General features: G+C 34.9%; 15 protein-coding genes. 8 read left to right on the plus strand and 7 right to left on the minus strand.

The features are described from left to right. Nucleotides 1–27 precede the first annotated feature (27 nt). Nucleotides 28–741: a glycerophosphodiester phosphodiesterase gene (locus AC1MPL_RS00485; protein ID WP_479763367.1), complete on the plus strand. Its 714-nt coding sequence runs from the start codon at nucleotides 28–30 to the stop codon at nucleotides 739–741. A gap of 168 nt (nucleotides 742–909) precedes the next feature. Beyond that, the gene (locus AC1MPL_RS00490) at nucleotides 910–2,088 is read left to right on the plus strand and encodes a fatty acid desaturase (protein ID WP_479763369.1); all 1,179 of its coding nucleotides are present in this window, start codon (nucleotides 910–912) and stop codon (nucleotides 2,086–2,088) included. A gap of 211 nt (nucleotides 2,089–2,299) precedes the next feature. On the opposite strand, the gene AC1MPL_RS00495 is transcribed toward AC1MPL_RS00490, so the two are convergent. Further along, complete coding sequence (locus AC1MPL_RS00495; RefSeq protein WP_479763371.1) at nucleotides 2,300–2,494, minus strand: hypothetical protein; 195 nt, start codon at nucleotides 2,492–2,494, stop codon at nucleotides 2,300–2,302. A 251-nt stretch (nucleotides 2,495–2,745) separates the two neighbouring features. Between AC1MPL_RS00495 and AC1MPL_RS00500 the strand changes: the two genes are divergently transcribed. Continuing rightward, nucleotides 2,746–4,188, plus strand: a complete 1,443-nt coding sequence (locus AC1MPL_RS00500) for a protein adenylyltransferase SelO (RefSeq protein ID WP_479763373.1) — start codon at nucleotides 2,746–2,748, stop codon at nucleotides 4,186–4,188. A gap of 1 nt (nucleotide 4,189) precedes the next feature. On the opposite strand, the gene AC1MPL_RS00505 is transcribed toward AC1MPL_RS00500, so the two are convergent. After that, nucleotides 4,190–4,879, minus strand: coding sequence for a response regulator (locus AC1MPL_RS00505; protein WP_479763375.1), 690 nt, complete (start codon nucleotides 4,877–4,879; stop codon nucleotides 4,190–4,192). 11 nt (nucleotides 4,880–4,890) lie between these two features. After that, a complete protein-coding gene (baeS, locus tag AC1MPL_RS00510; RefSeq protein ID WP_479763377.1) occupies nucleotides 4,891–6,636 on the minus strand; it encodes a sensor histidine kinase efflux regulator BaeS in 1,746 nt (581 codons plus the stop codon). 186 nt (nucleotides 6,637–6,822) lie between these two features. Between baeS and AC1MPL_RS00515 the strand changes: the two genes are divergently transcribed. Next, a complete protein-coding gene (locus AC1MPL_RS00515; protein ID WP_479763378.1) occupies nucleotides 6,823–7,305 on the plus strand; it encodes a phosphate-starvation-inducible protein PsiE in 483 nt (160 codons plus the stop codon). A gap of 45 nt (nucleotides 7,306–7,350) precedes the next feature. On the opposite strand, the gene AC1MPL_RS00520 is transcribed toward AC1MPL_RS00515, so the two are convergent. Further along, nucleotides 7,351–8,814 carry a phospholipase D-like domain-containing protein gene (locus AC1MPL_RS00520; protein ID WP_479763380.1) on the minus strand — a complete coding sequence of 488 codons (1,464 nt, stop codon included), beginning with the start codon at nucleotides 8,812–8,814 and terminating at the stop codon, nucleotides 7,351–7,353. A 73-nt stretch (nucleotides 8,815–8,887) separates the two neighbouring features. Next, nucleotides 8,888–10,939, minus strand: coding sequence for a zinc piracy TonB-dependent receptor ZnuD (gene znuD / locus AC1MPL_RS00525; RefSeq protein ID WP_479763382.1), 2,052 nt, complete (start codon nucleotides 10,937–10,939; stop codon nucleotides 8,888–8,890). A 419-nt stretch (nucleotides 10,940–11,358) separates the two neighbouring features. Between znuD and AC1MPL_RS00530 the strand changes: the two genes are divergently transcribed. The 4 genes from AC1MPL_RS00530 to AC1MPL_RS00545 all read left to right on the plus strand — a co-directional run bounded on the left by AC1MPL_RS00530 (nucleotide 11,359) and on the right by AC1MPL_RS00545 (nucleotide 15,009). Continuing rightward, complete coding sequence (locus tag AC1MPL_RS00530) at nucleotides 11,359–11,592, plus strand: hypothetical protein (protein ID WP_479763384.1); 234 nt, start codon at nucleotides 11,359–11,361, stop codon at nucleotides 11,590–11,592. Between the two features lie 342 nt (nucleotides 11,593–11,934). Beyond that, the gene (aspS, locus tag AC1MPL_RS00535; protein ID WP_479763386.1) at nucleotides 11,935–13,713 is read left to right on the plus strand and encodes an aspartate--tRNA ligase; all 1,779 of its coding nucleotides are present in this window, start codon (nucleotides 11,935–11,937) and stop codon (nucleotides 13,711–13,713) included. A gap of 99 nt (nucleotides 13,714–13,812) precedes the next feature. Next, nucleotides 13,813–14,037 (plus strand): hypothetical protein, encoded by a 225-nt coding sequence (locus tag AC1MPL_RS00540; RefSeq protein WP_023272942.1) that lies wholly within the window; start codon nucleotides 13,813–13,815, stop codon nucleotides 14,035–14,037. A gap of 105 nt (nucleotides 14,038–14,142) precedes the next feature. Then, entirely contained in the window at nucleotides 14,143–15,009 is an 867-nt protein-coding gene (locus tag AC1MPL_RS00545) for a lysophospholipid acyltransferase family protein (RefSeq protein ID WP_479763388.1), read from the plus strand. A gap of 579 nt (nucleotides 15,010–15,588) precedes the next feature. Here AC1MPL_RS00545 and AC1MPL_RS00550 read toward each other — a convergent pair. Beyond that, complete coding sequence (locus AC1MPL_RS00550) at nucleotides 15,589–16,815, minus strand: glycosyltransferase (protein ID WP_479763389.1); 1,227 nt, start codon at nucleotides 16,813–16,815, stop codon at nucleotides 15,589–15,591. A 47-nt stretch (nucleotides 16,816–16,862) separates the two neighbouring features. Beyond that, complete coding sequence (locus AC1MPL_RS00555; protein WP_479763391.1) at nucleotides 16,863–17,690, minus strand: glycosyltransferase family 32 protein; 828 nt, start codon at nucleotides 17,688–17,690, stop codon at nucleotides 16,863–16,865. Between the last annotated feature and the right edge of the window lie 44 nt (nucleotides 17,691–17,734).

Here is a 17,734-nt window from a genome sequence, read left to right on the forward strand (position 1 = left end):
TATCTTTGTTTTTAGACGACTCTAACAATGCAAATTATTGGTCATCGTGGTGCAAGAAACGAAGCACCTGAAAATACACTTGGTGGATTTCAGTACTTAAAAGAAATTGGTATTACGGCTGTTGAATTTGATGTTAGACAACTTAACGATGGGACATTGGTTGTCATTCATGATGAAAGTTTAGAACGAACTTCAGGTCAACCCCAGTCTATTTATACATCGACTTTGGCTGATTTAAAATCGCATGACCATCGTTTAAAATGGAAAGATTGGCAACAGGCTGAACCCACGCCAACGCTTACTGAAACACTCAAAATTATTCAAAACTTTACTCATATTGAAGTTGAAGTCAAAGCAGTTACTTCTATTAATGAAGCAAAACGACTGTGCCAAAGCCTACTTAAACTACTCAATGGTTTTGAACAACAAGCCACTATTACCAGTTTTGATGAAAAAATTCTTCAAGTACTACAACAAGAAAAATGTCATTTTAAACGTGGATTGCTCATCGAAGAAAATATCCAACAAGAAGCGATTGAAAAAGCACTATCTTTAGAATGTGACCGCATTGGATGGATGGATACTCTTGCAACTCAAGACATCATTACTCAAACCCATAAAGCTGGGCTAAATGTGAGTGTTTGGACAGTTAATAATATTCAACGTGCACAAGAATTGAAACAATTTGGTGTAGACGGTCTTATTACAGATATTCCAATACGAATGAAAAATGCGCTATAGTATTTGGAATATAAATATTTAAATTAAAAGATTTTTATATTTATATTTGCCCTAATATACAAGTGTATTCTATTATATATACTCATATTTGGCGTTTAACTTTTACGCACAGTATTTTCAAAGGTAAACTTTGAAACTTACCACCTTATTACTTTGGGAGCGTCTCTTATGACTCCTTCGTCCCAAACGCTTAAAGCTCCGATCAATTGGACAGCAGCAATTACATTGCTCGGCACACCGATTCTGTCTATGATTGCCATACCGCTTTATGCGTACCATCATAATTTTTCATTGTCAGCATGGATTAGCCTTTTCTTCTTATTGGCTTTTAGCAGTTTAAGTATTACAGCAGGTTATCACCGCTTATGGGCACATCGTGCTTATGAGGCATCATTACCATTAAAAATTATTTTAATGATTGGCGGTACATTTGCCATTCAAAATAGTATTTTATATTGGGCATCAGGACATAGAACACACCATCGTCACGTAGATGATATTGAAAAAGACCCCTACTCTATTAAAAAAGGTTTTTGGTACGCACACTTAGGTTGGATGATTCGTGATTATCCAGCAGCAGAAGCCAACTATAAAAATGCGCCAGATCTGATGAATGACAAACTGGTGATGTTTCAGCATAAATATTATGTTCCACTGGTAATTGCTGTACACAGTGTCATTTTACTAGGTGTTGGCTGGGCGGTTGGTGACATTTGGGGCGTCATTCTACTTGGTGGTTTATTGCGTCTTGTTCTTAGCCATCATGTTACCTTTTTCATTAACTCACTATGTCATATGTTTGGTAAACGTCCTTATACCGATGAAAATACAGCACGCGATAACTTTTGGTTGGCGATTGCTACATGGGGTGAGGGATACCATAACTATCATCATATTTTCCAGTATGACTATCGAAACGGCGTAAAATGGTGGCAATATGACCCAACAAAATGGCTCATTTGGACATGTTCAAGATTTGGACTCGCAAAAAATCTTAGAAGAATTCCAAGCTTAAATATTAAAAAAGCTGAGCTTGCCATGAAGTTTAAGTATGCAGAACAAAATCTTGCTATTTATGGGCATGATGTCAGTGAAGACTTTCATAATATGAAAGACCGTATTGCACAAGAGTACGAAGCATTTACACATACACTCAATGATATGGCAAAGCTAAAAGAGCAAGAAATGCTTGCTAAAAAGCAACGTATGACTGAAAAACTACATCAGATGGATGATAAGTTAAAACTTGAATTTCAGCTCATCGAGCAACGCTTACAACATCATAGAGCACGTTTAGAAATTATGGTAAAGAGCTTACCCAAAACTACTCCACCTTCAGCAACATAGTTTCTTATAAATAAAAAGGCTGAACTTTTCATAAGTTCAGCCTTTTTACATCAGCATATAAATATATTTATATGCTTAACAAAAATAATTTAAATTATTTTTGTTTTTTAAGTTCTTTTTGCAATTTTTTTACTTTGCTTTCGTGTTTAGCAATTTTTGCAAGACGTGCTTTAAGTTCTTTTTTCAAAGTTTTAACTTGTTTAGACATAAGTTACTCCTCGTTATGCATACCCGTTGACTGATGTTTTTTAATAAAACTACGGATAAATTTTCTCAATTCGCGTGCCGCACTTGTATCTAACTCATCGCATAAATCAATAAATTGATCTCGTTCAGCACTATTAATACGAATTAAAAGCTGACTGTCTTTTTTACTGGCTTTTTTTCGTTGGGGTTGATCAGTCATCGCGTATTTACCCCTAAAGCCAATAAAAAACGTATATACAATATATATGCGATGCCTATACATGTCAAGCCTAGCATATTTTCACTCAGTCTCACGCACAATCTCTTCACTACAAACGTGAAGGCTATATTAATCGATTATTATAAAAATACATTAGAAAATATACTTTCTTTTATTCAGTATAAAACTCAAGAAATCGCATGAATGTGACACTTTTGTTATAGTAATAAAATGACCTAGAGGATAACTCCATGCATCTAAATCCACGTTACCCACAGCTTAATAGCAAGCTGTATCACTACCAAATGCCAGCCCCTTTAAAAGGTGCAAAAGCAGGTCATTTTAATGAGGCTCTCGCAGATGAATTACAGTGGAGTAACGAAGAAAAACAAAATTGGGTTGCACTATGTAGTGGACAGCAAACATTACCATTATTCCAACCCCTTGCTATGGCATATGCAGGACACCAATTTGGGCATTGGGCAGGTGCTCTTGGCGATGGACGTGGATTACTTATTGCACAAGTATCTAATAAAAAAAGGCAAACAATAGACCTACATTTAAAAGGTGCAGGAGAAACACCTTACTCACGTATGGGAGATGGTCGCGCAGTATTACGCTCTGTTATTCGAGAATATTTAGCAGGACATGCACTCAATGCTTTAGGTGTTCCCTCTAGCAATGCTGTTGGTTTTACAAGCTCACTGCAAGGCGTACAACGTGAAAAATTAGAGCCAGGTGCAATGTTACTACGCAGTGCCGATAGCCACATTCGCTTTGGCCACTTTGAATGGATTAGTCAATATGCACCTGATTTACTTTCAGACTTTACTCAACACTGTATTTCTTGGCATTATCCTGAGTGTTTAAAGGAAAGCTCTCCTATTCTCTCATTTGCAAAAGCAGTCATTCAAAAAACTGCAACCCTTGTTGCACATTGGCAACTGGTTGGATTTGCACATGGCGTGATGAATACCGACAACCTAAATATTACGGGCTCTACATTAGATTTTGGCCCTTATGGTTTCTTAGAAAGATTCCGCCCTAATTGGATTAACAACCATTCAGATCATCAAGGACGCTATACTTATGAAAAACAACCAAGTATTGCACATTGGAATTTATGGGTATGGCTCAATCAGCTAATTCCTCTTGCCCCTGAGGGAAATAAAGAAAAATTTAAAGCCGAGTTAGCAGAATGTCTAGAAATATTTGAACCAACATTTTTAGAGGCATATAAAAAAGGCTTAGCACAAAAGATGGGCTTACCTACATTTCATAAAGACAGTTTTGAGTGTAGTTTAGATTTTTTAAGAATATTACAACAAGCACAACTCGATTACACACAGAGCTTTATTGCATTACAGGAACACAGATATAGAGATATCCGTGATGAATGCATAGATATTACAAGTTTTGACCAATTCTTAAATAAATACCATCAGATTCGTGAGCATCAGGATACAGAGCTACTTGATCAAACGATGCAACAAAATAACCCTCATTACATCTTACGCAACCATATGGCACAACATGCAATTAAAGCCGCAGAATGTAATGATTTTTCAGAGGTAGATCGTTTATTTAAGCTGCTTGCAAAACCTTTTACAAAGCAGCCTCATCTTGAGAAACAATCAGATTTAGTACCACCTGCAAGTGACGAACCTGAAATTTCAATCAGTTGTTCATCTTAAATTACATTTGTTCAGGGTATTCAAAACGGTAGCCAACACCATACACAGCTTGAATCCACTCATGCTGTGTATCTACTTGTGTTACGTCAGTAATTTTACGGCGTAAGTTTTTAATATGACTATCAATCACTCGGTCTGCAACATCAAAACTATCTGGATTAAGATGATCTAACAATTGAGATCGAGAATATACTTGTCCAATATGCTCTAAAAATAGTTCAAATAATCTAAACTCTGTCGGCGTTAAATTAAGTGCTTTTTGCTTATACCAAATACGTTGCTGTGAAGCATCAATTGTAAAAAAATTAGTATCTTCTGGCTCATCTTTACGCGCTAAACGACGAAGTACTGCTTGAACACGTGCAACCAACTCTTTAGGACTAAATGGTTTACATACATAATCATCAGCCCCCATATTTAAACCTAAAACACGATCAATCTCTTCTGTGCGTGCAGTTACCATAATAATTGGTAAATCTGATTGCTCACGTACCTTACGACAAATGGTTAAACCATCCATTTTAGGTACCATTAAATCTAGAATCATTAAACTAGGTTTTCTGTGTAGGAAGCTATTATAAGCCTCTTGCCCATCATGAAAAACACTTACTTCGAAACCTGCTGCTTCTAAATAATCTTTTACTAAACTTGCGAGTTCTACTTCATCTTCAACTAAAAAAATATGTCTCATTTATACTTTTCCTAATCCAACTGTTTCTTCAAAAAGGTTAAAGTGCAACGTAATCCACCCAGAGGAGAGTGATCAAATGAAAGTTCCCCCCCAAGCGCTTGTATAATTTTTGCAGAAAGTGCTAGTCCTAAACCTGTTCCACCTGTTGCCCGAGTTCGCGAATCATCTACACGATAAAATCGCTCCCCTAACCTTTTTAATTGAGCATCTGTCAATCCTAATGGGCTATCATCTACAATCACACTCCAATATGTATCTGTCTGATGAGCATGTATATATATTTCTCCATATTCTTCAGTATAACGCACACTATTACTTAATAAATTTACAATCACTTGCTTAAAACGATCATGATCGAGCATTAAAGTTGTATGCATTCCCTCAGTACGAATCTGTAGATTTGCCTGTTCAAACTTAGGCCAAAAGTTTTCTACCTCTTGTAAAATAATTTTCCACGGATCAACTGCTGAAAAATAGCACTTCAACTGCTGTGCCTCAACTTGCGCTAAATCTGATAGATCTTGAGTAAGTTTTTTTAAACTTGAAACTTGGCTCATCATTGCTGTTAAATGGGTTGGCGTAGCTTGACGAATACCGTCTTGGATTGCTTCAATTTGAGCTTGTAATACTGCAAGGGGGGTTTTTAGCTCGTGTGAAGTATCTGCAACCCACTGTCTTCTTGAATTCTCATGCTGATTTAGAATAGATGCTAAACGATTAATTTGATTTGATAAATCACCGAGTTCATCATTTCTTTGCACTTTTACTTTATGCTGATAATTCCCTTTTGTAAGTTCTTTTGTCGCTTGTAAAAGCTGTTGAATTGGTTTTTTAAAATAAGTCGCAAGCAATAAAGCCAACAACAAACTAGCAAAGAAAGTTACCGCATAAATTAGAAGAAGAACTCTTTTTTGGGTACTAAAGAAACTTAAACTTAAAATATCATCCTGATCGAGAACAGGTCTTAGTCCAAGATAACCAACAATGACATCATTTACATAAATTGGTCGATATGACACAGAACCTTGTGGTGGTTGTCCAACCAAAAACCTTTTTTTAGCATCATATAAAGATAATCGAGAACTCAAACCTAATCGATCGGGCATTGGAATGAACTTTTTAGTCAATGGCTCACTATTAACTAAATCCTGTTTCTCATTTGGGGCTTGGTCTTGAATACTTCGATCACCACTATCGTCTAAATTGGGCGGTCCATCTTTAGGGCGACCAAACAATATAAAGTTATCCTGCAGAGGAAATTTCAATCCTTCAAAAGGCTGATACTCCGATGGAAGATTTTCTTGCATTTGTCGAATTTCATTTTCCGTTAGTGCCTGTTTTTTTATATGCGGAGCTTTTTGTTCTAGTCCTGTTGGTATATTTAAAATTGTATTTTCTTTAAAATAACGTTGCTGAAAAGCAATATCATATTGTCTTCTTAGCCATGTACGTGATAACCGATCAAAGTCATCTGGTGCCGGATGCCCTTCAACTTGTAAAATTTGTGCTTGTATTGCATTACCCCAATCATGATAAACACTATAAATACCTGCTAAATTTTCAATTAAATGATCTAACTTTTGCATTTCCACATCAGCAACGTATTTTGCAAAGTTCTGTTTCATTGTCCACTGAAAGACACCTAAACTGACAGTAGTAATAATTAATGTTGTTAGCAGTACGGTTAAAAACAAACGTAAAGCAATAGGAATACGACTATTCCTTAATGATTTTTTGGTATTTTCTTTCTTTGCCATGACTACACACTAACATCCACATCAACAGTTTTTATCTTATTAATTCTTTAATTATAACTTATAAAATTGCGCTTAATATGAAGCCTATATTTGATTTCATTAAGATAATAGCTAAATTAATATTAGGTAAGTTTAAAAAACTTACTTATTCTATAGCTAGAAAGATGAAAATGAGAGAATTCACCCATGAGCGATCAGATATCTAATCGGCATCGTATAGAAACCAAGTTAGATAAAATCGGAAATTTTGCAGTTGAGTTATTTCACTATCTTGCGTTATTTATTATAGGTTGCCTAATCGCATGGTCAGCCGTACATACAACCATTAATATATTTACAGAAAAACCATATGCATCGATTGATGATATTTTATTACTTTTCATATATTTAGAGCTTGGCGCAATGGTGGGGATTTATTTTAAAACAAACCATATGCCAGTACGTTTTCTTATTTATATTGCAATTACCGCACTCACTCGATTACTCATTTCCGTTATTCAACATGACCATCAGGCAGATTTCGGATTGCTCATCGTTTCAGGTGCAATTCTCATTTTGGCAATTGCCATATTTATTGTGCGCTACGCATCTTGGCACTACCCTTCTATCATTAAAGAGAAAAACTCTGCACCACGCCATTTAAACCCTGAAGATGATGAACTTGCATAAAATCAGACCAACAAAAAAGCGGTAAAAATACCGCTTTTTTATACTTTAAAATGTCGAAATACCTGACCACTCTAAGAAACGATATAGCCAATACCTCAACTTAGATGAGTCTTGATAGGTTTCATAGCCCACACTCATTTTTTGACCATTTAGGTTTGACCACTCAGTATTAAAGTAGTTTTCCGCATCTTTAAAAACTTGGAGTTTATTAGAACCAATCACCCTTAAATCAGTTTCTAAATTATAGTTCTTTAAATTACGTGCTGTGAAATTTGCCGACCCTAAAATCATTTCACTTTGTGTCGCACCTTGTCTAATAATGAGTTTACTATGGCACTGCTCACCATGCGTATCACACCACCGTACATTAATACCTGCATCATGCAATTCCATTGCAACTTGACGGTTTGGCATTCCCGCTTTTTGATGTCCAAAAGCATCTTTATTCGGATCTAATAAAATATTTAAATGAACACCACGTTGATATGCTGCCTTCAATGCATCAATTATCTGACGCTCAGATAAATAAAACATTGCCATTTGAATCGTATCACCACTTTGGCTTTTATTAATGAGATGAAGAACTGCATCGTAGATTGCTTTTTCTGTCAGTACTTGTACCTGAGGTAAATTAGAGTTGTTATTCTCACCACCGATAAGCACAGCAGGTAAAGTGCCTCCAGACATTTGTGCAACTGGCTGCTCTGTATTTAATACATCAACAGCACTAGCTCCTTTAACAACAAGTGCAACATTATCATGTCTTGAACTTCCCGCATGAATATTTTGCGATGTTACCAAAGCCTGCCATCCTTCTGGCGTATCTACAACTAAGGTTTTGCGATGATTTGCCTTAAAATTAAATAGATCGAGGTAACTACGTACAGTCACCTTTTCTTGACCAAAGGGACTAGACAACCACCCTTTTTGATTATTATTTCCTAAATTCTGACAGCATAGATACCAAAGCCCCGACCAAGCAGGATTAGAAGCCCGTAACGGGATCAAATTCGTTTCAATTAAATCGACTCCTACACGGCGTAACTTTACATATTGTTCTGGTAAAAAACCGCCATACATCGAGTTAATCGGATCTGTCAGTACCGTAATTGAACTATTTGGTTGTAAAGCTCGTTTCCTTACTAAAGCATCAACCAGTTCCTGCGTAAGCGCTCGTTGCTTCTCTTTAGACTCACCAACCTCATCATTCAACAAAAACATATCAAGAACAATTGTTGTTTTTGCACTATTAATCATTTTTAGCATTTCATCAAAAATTTGATGCTTTTGTTCTTGCTGCCCCTGTTCATTTATATATGTCTGATCAGATAAGAACTGTACATCGGTATGGTGTAAAGCCCCTGTATAATCTAGTCCATTAGGCATCGGTTTTACAGTATGATAAACAGCAGATGAGACATAACCCACCAATAAAATACCTGCAATCAATAATGTATACTGCTTTTTAGAAAAATGAAGTTTATGATGAATTCTTTGTAAAATACGCATATTAAAAAACCTAACCTTATGTTTTTAGGCTAGGTTTTCTAATCATTTTTTTCAAGCTTATTTTCGTGAAATTTTAGAAGCTAAAATCCACACCAACTGTAAAGTTGCGGCCAATTTGAGGTACATTTGCAATAAATGACTCATGTTGGTAAATTTTGCTATCTAACAAGTTGTTTGCTTTAGCATATAAGCGATACCCTGTATTTTTTGGTAACGCACCACTGTATGCAAAACCTAAATTAAGCATATTATAGCTTTGCCCATCTGTTTCATAACTTGCAATATCATCTTGCTTAAACACATGGTAGTACTCTGCCGAACCTGTATATCCATCGCCAAAGTCTGCATTTACACGCGCACCCAAACGACCACCAGGTATACGTGGTGCATTGCCTGCATCATCTAACTTACCACGTACATAGTCACCAAACAGACCAACAGTATAACGAGGTGAAAGCATATAACTAATATCACCATCTACACCATAGAAGCGTGCTTGTGACTGTGTATATTGAATTAAGCGAAAATCTTGATAACGATCTAACGTATTGGCATAAATAAAGTTATCGAACCAATTATGGAATACACTTACATTATATTTTAAACGGTCATTGTCAAAGTGAAAACCTAGCTCAACATTATTTGATTTTTCTGTATCTAAATTATCACTACCTAGCTCATAGGTATTGGTCGCCATATGTTTACCATTAGAGTATAACTCTTGTGCCATAGGTAAACGCTCTTGATGCGATGCTGTTAAAGACAATTTATAGTTTGGAATAAATTCCCAATCTGTTGAGCCTGCAATCGAATATGCAGTCCCTTCAAAGTTTTTTGCATCAGGATTAATACTTGCACGCTTCACATCAATATTTTGATGGTCTATTCGAGAAGAAATTTGAAAATGAAGCTGATTCCATTGTTTTTGCTGTAGCGCAAATAAGCTATAACGTTTGGTATTGGTCGGGTCCATTAACGCTTCGTCACCACCAATTGTGAGCTTTTGCTGCGTATATTGTGTACCAAACTGCCCTTTCCAGCCTGCCCATGCTTCATTGTCTAATGTTATGCGCGCATCAGTACCACGGCTTTTAAACGTGGTATCAGGTGTATCACCGTCCATTTCTTGATGTTGGTAATCTGTATAAGTCGCTTGTGCTGCAAGTTTAGAAAAGCCAGCAAATGGGTTATTAAGTTCTGTCTTAAAGCTATAACGTTTCTCTTTTAAGTTAATCCATGACAATGCACCATCATCGTCTTCATCAGCATGTCCACAAGAATCTGTTGTAAAGCCTGTTTTAGCTGCATTTAGCTCACATGCACCATATGCTGCATTATCCCCTGGAATACCATAGCGATCATGACGTTCACTATAAGAAACACCTGTAAATCCACGATCATAAATCCATGATAATCCCGCGTTATAATCATGTGATTTTGCAAATGTACTGTCTTGACGGCGGTCTGTACTCTGTAAATCTTGCGGTAAAATGTAGTTATTCGCATTGCGTGTTAAACCACCCACACGTAATACAACTTGGCTACCCAAGCCAATTGTTGCATTACCTGAGTACAGCATATCGTCACTTCCTGTGTTGTAACGTGCCCCTACACGCCCCTCATATCCTTTTTCAGGCATTTGTGTTGGTATTTTATTATCTACAACATTCACCAACCCACCTACAGAACCAGCACCATATAATAATGCTTCAGGACCTTTAAGAATTTGAATTTCCTGAGCTGAATTTGGATCGACAGTAACAGCATGGTCAGGAGAAACTGAAGACACATCTAAAGCATCACCACCGTTTTCTGTAATTTTTACGCGTGCACCATCTAGTCCACGAATTACAGGACGGCTTACACCACCCGTATACTGTGCAGAGTAAATGCCTGATTGACCATTAAGTGCATTACCAATCGTAGTCGCACCTTCTAAAAGCTGTTTTTGGGGAACTACATGATCACCTGCAGCAATATCTAAAAGTGAACTAGGTGTTTTTTCAGCTTTCAACTCAATAGATGGGAGTTTATCTACCACAGCATTATTAATTTGTTCTGCCATAACAGTTTGTACTGCAATAGACAAAAAGGAAAATACAAATAGACGACCTTTTAAATACATAACTACTATCCAGTTTATTTTAATGTTATGTTATAACATATTTTAGTAATTACAAGATATTTATTATCTATAATTTAATACAATAATATATTTTTAAATAAAATAATTATAATAAATATTATATAAATTATTCATGATTTTAAGCATGATTAAAACTCTATCAAGTTTGATTTTTTTAAAGAATATTCTTTTAAATGCTCTTAAAAGATAAACACTACTTGAAAAAAATAAATTTCTCACTTAAATATAATATTGTGAATTAAATCAATATGAGATTTAATTACGACAATAAAGATCTAACTTATGAAAGAAAAAACCGATAATTTTACTATTGTTTTATTGAGTATTTAATTGTAAAAATAAGATGCAATCAGTAACATTTTGATGTCTAAAACAAACACAAAAAACACAGTGATTATATGAAAACGATAGCTATAACTTTAAGTACAAGTCCAACCTTTGTTACAGATGAAGTCGCATATATTCAAGCCGTTGGTGGAGAATTTTTATTCGTTTTTTCTGAAAAAAAACCCACGAACTTAAATCCTAAAGATGCTCACCTAGATACTAAGGTATATGTAGATGGAAAACTTGGAAAACTATGGGCATGGAAAAAATACTCATGGAAAACTAAACTCATTGTCTCCACATAGAAAACTAAACTGCCAATATTATTAAAATCATTTTAATAATTAAGACTAACATAGAACATGTTAAAGCATTCAAAATAACTTCTTATAACTTACCTAGCTTACTTATATCTTATAAATTTTAAAGACGGTTAAATATGAAATACACCATAAATCACTATTACGATCCCATATAAATACACATCTCACTAACTTGTGCGTATAAAACTAACATGAGGTTTTTTGCCTACCCCCTTGAGCCAAGGGCTTGAAGTGGGCATAATTGAGTGTTTCCAAGTAGTAAGTGTTAACTTACTTAAATAATTTTCACAAGTTTTAAATAATAGAAGTTGGACTAAGTACGCCATGATGCGAACTCATTACTGCGGCTCACTCACAGAAGCCCAAATTGATCAAACAGTTACACTATGCGGTTGGGTACACCGTCGCCGCGATCATGGCGGTGTCATCTTTCTTGATATGCGAGATCGTGATGGTCTTGTACAAGTTGTTATTGACCCTGATACACCAGAAGCATTTGTAACAGCAGATAAAGCACGCTCAGAATTTGTATTAAAGGTTACAGGTCGTGTACGTCGCCGCTATGAAGGTACTGAAAATGCCAATATGGTGAGTGGCCAGATTGAAGTACTAGGTAAAGAGATTGAAGTTTTATCTGCTTCTGAAACACCTCCATTCCCACTAAATGATGAAAATATCACTGTTTCAGAAGATGTACGTCTAAAATATCGCTTCTTAGATATTCGTCGTCCTGAAATGCTTGAACGCCTTCGTTTCCGTTCAAAAGTGACGAATCTTATTCGTAACTATTTAGATAACCATGGCTTTTTAGATGTAGAAACACCTATTCTGACTAAAGCAACACCTGAAGGCGCACGTGACTATTTAGTTCCAAGTCGTGTATCTAATGGTAGTTTCTATGCATTGCCGCAATCACCTCAGCTATTTAAACAATTGCTCATGGTTGGTGGTATCGACCGCTACTATCAGATTGCTAAATGCTTCCGTGATGAAGATTTACGTGCAGACCGTCAGCCCGAATTTACTCAAATCGATGTTGAAACATCATTCTTAAATGATGATGAGATCATGGATTTAATGGAAGGCATGACTGTTAAAATGTTTAAAGAATTACTAAATGTAGAATTTAGTAAATTCCAACGCATGCCATACAGTGAAGCGATGCGTGATTATGCTTCAGACAAACCAGATTTACGTATTCCGTTAAAATTGGTTGATGTTGCAGACTTAATGCAAGAAGTAGAATTCAAGGTATTTGCAGGTCCAGCAAAAGACCCTAAAGGTCGTATTGCTGCACTACGTGTACCTAATGCAAGTTCACTCACTCGTAGCCAAATTGACGAATATACAAAGTTTGTTGGTATCTATGGTGCAAAAGGTCTTGCTTATATTAAAGTTAATGAAATCGAAAAAGGCATTGATGGGCTTCAATCCCCTATCGTAAAATTCATTGAACCAATTGTAATGCAACTACTAGAACGCGTTGGTGCAGAGAATGGCGATATTGTATTCTTTGGTGCAGATAAAGCAAAAGTTGTAAATGATGCAATGGGTGCGCTACGTGTTAAAATCGGTCATGATTTAAATCTTAAAACATGTGAATGGGCACCGCTTTGGGTCGTTGACTTCCCTATGTTTGAAGAAACAGATGATGGCAAGTGGACATCTGTACACCATCCATTTACATTGCCAAAAAGCAGCGTAGAAGACGTGAAAAACAACCCAGGCGAAGCACTATCTGTTGCTTACGACATGGTATTAAACGGCACAGAAATTGGTGGTGGATCGCTACGTATTCATACGCTAGAAATGCAAAAAGCCATCTTTGAAGCATTAGGTATTTCTGATGAAGAAGCAGAAGATAAATTTAGCTTCTTACTAAATGCCCTAAAATTTGGTGCACCTCCACATGGTGGTCTAGCATTTGGTTTAGACCGCCTGATTATGCTAATGACAGGTGCAAGCTCTATTCGCGATGTCATTGCATTTCCTAAAACGAAAACAGCTGAATGTCCTCTGACAGAAGCACCTGCTCCTGTTGAAGCAACACAGCTTCGCGACTTGGGTATTCGCTTACGTGAACAACCTAAAAAAGAATCTTAAAAAGTAAATAAAAACCCTGCATTGCAGGGTTTTTATTTAATTGTACTTCATCTTTCTGAATGGCATAATATATTGATAAATTAATAGGGAGCTCATTCTATGGCTATGCGCCCAGCAGTACGTCGCCGTGCATTGGTCATCATTGTATTTTCTCTAGTACAGTGGTGTATTATGAACTATATTATTCATAATGAATTATTCAATATGACCACTTACCAACGTATTCTATACTTTTGTGTAAGTAGCTTATCGGCAGCATTACTCATTTTTGTTTCCTTTATCTATATGGTATTAAAAGGAAATGCAGATATACATAAAAACTAAATAGATTCCATATCTATATTAAAAGTAATTTTTAAAAGCAACTATAAAATAAATCAATTTTTATTCATGTAGTTTGCTTTTCTACTTTATAGACTATCAACTTACATGCAACCACTAAAGATCTTTCGCTATATTCCACTTTCATTATTACAAAGTATTGCACGTGCCTGCGCATGGTGGATTAATAAAACACCGAAAAAGGGAATGCTTCGTAAAGTTTTAATTAACTTAAAACTTGCATATCCAATGTTAAATCAAAATGAAAGAGAAAATATTGCAAAAATAAGCGTACAAAAACAATGTATGTCTTATGCTGAATTTATGAAATGTTGGGCAATGCCTCCCCAATGGAGTATAAATCAAGTCAAGAAAGTCCATAATTTAGATGTACTCAAAAAGGCACTTGCAGATCCAAGAGGAGCATTAATCATTACGCCTCATTTGGGGACATGGGAAATTATGAATGCATGGGTACACCAATATGGTGAACCAACCATCATGTATAAGCCAATTAAAGAAAAAATAATGAATGACTTTGTACTTCATTCAAGAGAAGCTTTAAAATCTAAACTCGTACCCACAGATGCAACAGGGGTAAAGCTTCTTTTTAAAAATTTAAAACAAGGTGGATTTAGTGTAATTCTACCAGACCATGTCCCACATCCGTCTGGTGGTATCATTGTTCCATTTTTTGGCATACATACACTCACAAGTACACTTGCAAGTAAAATGGCTCAAAAGACTCAATGCCATTTGGTTGGATTAAGTTGTTTTCGTATGAATAACGAATCAGGATTTGAAGTGTATTGTGATGCGCTAGATGATCCCAATCTTTATGATAAAAACATTAACGTCGCAACAACAGCAATGAATACAGCGATTGAAGAAATGATTAACCGCTCACCGAGTGATTATATGTGGGGTTATAAACGTTTTCGCCATGTCCCAGACATTGAAGATGTTTACAAGTAGCTAATCAATTTCGATCTAAAAGCCACTCGTTCTTATTCTTTAAAATGAATTCATGAATATAAACACACTGTACTGGCTATGCAGTGACCTGCCCTAGTTAAGCTATAGCGAACTTTGAAAATAATTTTTAAGCATATGCATTTTATTGCAATAAATAATTTTGATAAGGTTGAAACAAACATATTTTTCTAAGAAGATACCCTTATAAAAACTAATTTGTAAAAACAGCTATGGTATTTTCAATACATTAAAAGATATATTGAAATCTGATAGGTTTTTGCTGATGCAACTGCGATAATCAGGTAGAGGTACCTTTTTTATTTTATAAAAGTCGAGTACCACTACATTAGATATGTTTATAGTCTAGTTAAGGCCAAAGCTAAAAAATCAATTTAGCTAGTTATTAAATCTTAAAAATTACTTATATAGAGTAATATTCAACCTTCTCTTCTGTAGATACAGCATGATTTAGATCATTTTTATATTCCAATTAATTATAAAATAATTTCGAGTTACACATAAAGATTTGGTAGCTTATAACCACTACCAGATCTCTATCCAAATTTATGAAAAGCTGTCTTATTTACAAGTGAGTACATCTGAATTCAAAATTTCTTTAGAACAACTTTCCCAAGAAACAGGTTTATATTGCTCATGAATATGTTTTTCTTTTTCTAAAATATAATCTGGATGATTAATCAAAAACAAAAATTTCTCAGTCCATTGTTCCAATTGATGTGGATCAGCATAATCAATATAGTTTTCACCCACTTCAATTAAAGAGCCTGTATTTGAGGAAAGGCAAAACTTACCAAAAGATAGACTTTCTGCAACAGGCAAACCATATCCCTCTATAAATGATGGATATAGCGTAAACCAACAGTTTTTATAAAGTTGTATAAGATCTGAATCAGAAACGTTATCCAAAATAAAAATTTTGTCTTTAATTCGACTATCATTATCTAAATCATGTAATAGTTTCTCTACCTTCCAGCCTCTTTTACCAACAAAATAAGCTCTAGGCAGATTTTCAACACCTTGATCTAACAATTTTAAATACATTTGATAAATTAGATCATGATTCTTTCGAGTTTCTATCGTAGAAACGAATAGAACATATGGCGTATTAATCAAGTCTTTCAAAGAATCACTTGTACTATCTGTAACTTGTTTCATATATAAGTCACAGCCTAATGTCACTACAGTCATTGGAGTCTTTTTAGCTCCAACTTTAGCCTGATATTCAGATAACTCCTTTTTTGTAAATTCAGAGTTACAATAAAAATGATCTACAACTTTGAATGCTCGATGGATATATCTTGAAAATAGTTTTGTATTATGACTTAGGAAAAAATCTGGATAATTGATAGGAATTAGGTCATGACATAGTAGTCTTAATTCAATATTGACTTTTCTTTTTACTATTTCAAAAGCGACCATTTCACTTGAACCCAAGTTTTGACCAACAGAAATGACTACGTCACCATCACAAAAATCGCTATGAGCAACTCCTACAGCTATTTTAAGTGATGTTAAACGCTTTAAAATACTTCTCTTTAACCTTGGACGAAATGTCAATCTTGGTTTCTTAACTACACAATCACTTTTAAGATTATGTAATACTTGGGACAACTCTTGGCTATCAACCTCAATAAAACCTAAACTCTCATCAAATGTACAGAATTTAATATCATATTTTTGCTCAAATAACTTATATGCATATAAACACAACTCATATTCGGTACGAGCAATACCACTAAACTTATCAACTTTTAAAATATTTGAGATATTTACCCAAAGCATCATTTTCCCCTAAAACTATATAAAAACTTATATCTATTAAAACAAATAATCTACTGGTTCATTTTACCCATTGCTTTCAACGTGTTTTTAATTAAACGAACGAAAAAGATATAAATAGACGAAATAAAATTAATTCTAAACCCTTGATCAACCACATGTGTTTTATAGTTAGCATAATGGTTTGATAAAACCTTAGTATGTGATTTATTTATCAATGCATTATAAACAAAACCAATATCACTATCATAACGTTCAAATCTAATCGGATATTTATTTTGAATACTATAAATTGCTTTGGTATAAGCAATAGGACCAGTTACAAATAGTACACCTCGTTTCCCATAGCTATGAAACTTATATTTCCATGCTCTATAGTTCAAAATATTATTAACAACTGTATCTACAACATGCTTCATTACTGGAGATTGTTTTTCAGTAATAATAAACCATTGCTGATACTCTCCATTCTGTAGCTTTAAATCTTCTCTTAAGCACTTAAATAGTCCTGCACCCTCATCTTTCTGACCTAATTCATTTTGCCATTGAGTAACAATAAATTTATCATTTGGCTGAATCACATCACTTAAAGGATATATACAGGTACTTTTAATATCTAGATATACACCACCCTCTTTATATAAGACTAAATATCTAAATAGATCAGCCTTTGCTGCACCATAAATTGGATTAATTTTTAGATAGGCTGTTAAAACTTTTTCATCAAAGTTATTTTGGATATACTCTAAAATATCTTCGTCTGTATAAAACTTATATTCCCAATCTGGATTTAAACTCTTAAGACTATCAACAATCTCCAAAATTTCTGGAGGAAGATTTTTACTTCTATAAGTCTGGTGAATGATTTTAGGGATAACCATCAATTACTTTCTTCCGTACAAGTCATCATCAGAATGAATAATAT

The sequence above is a fragment of the Acinetobacter sp. N1-1 genome (assembly GCF_056711485.1).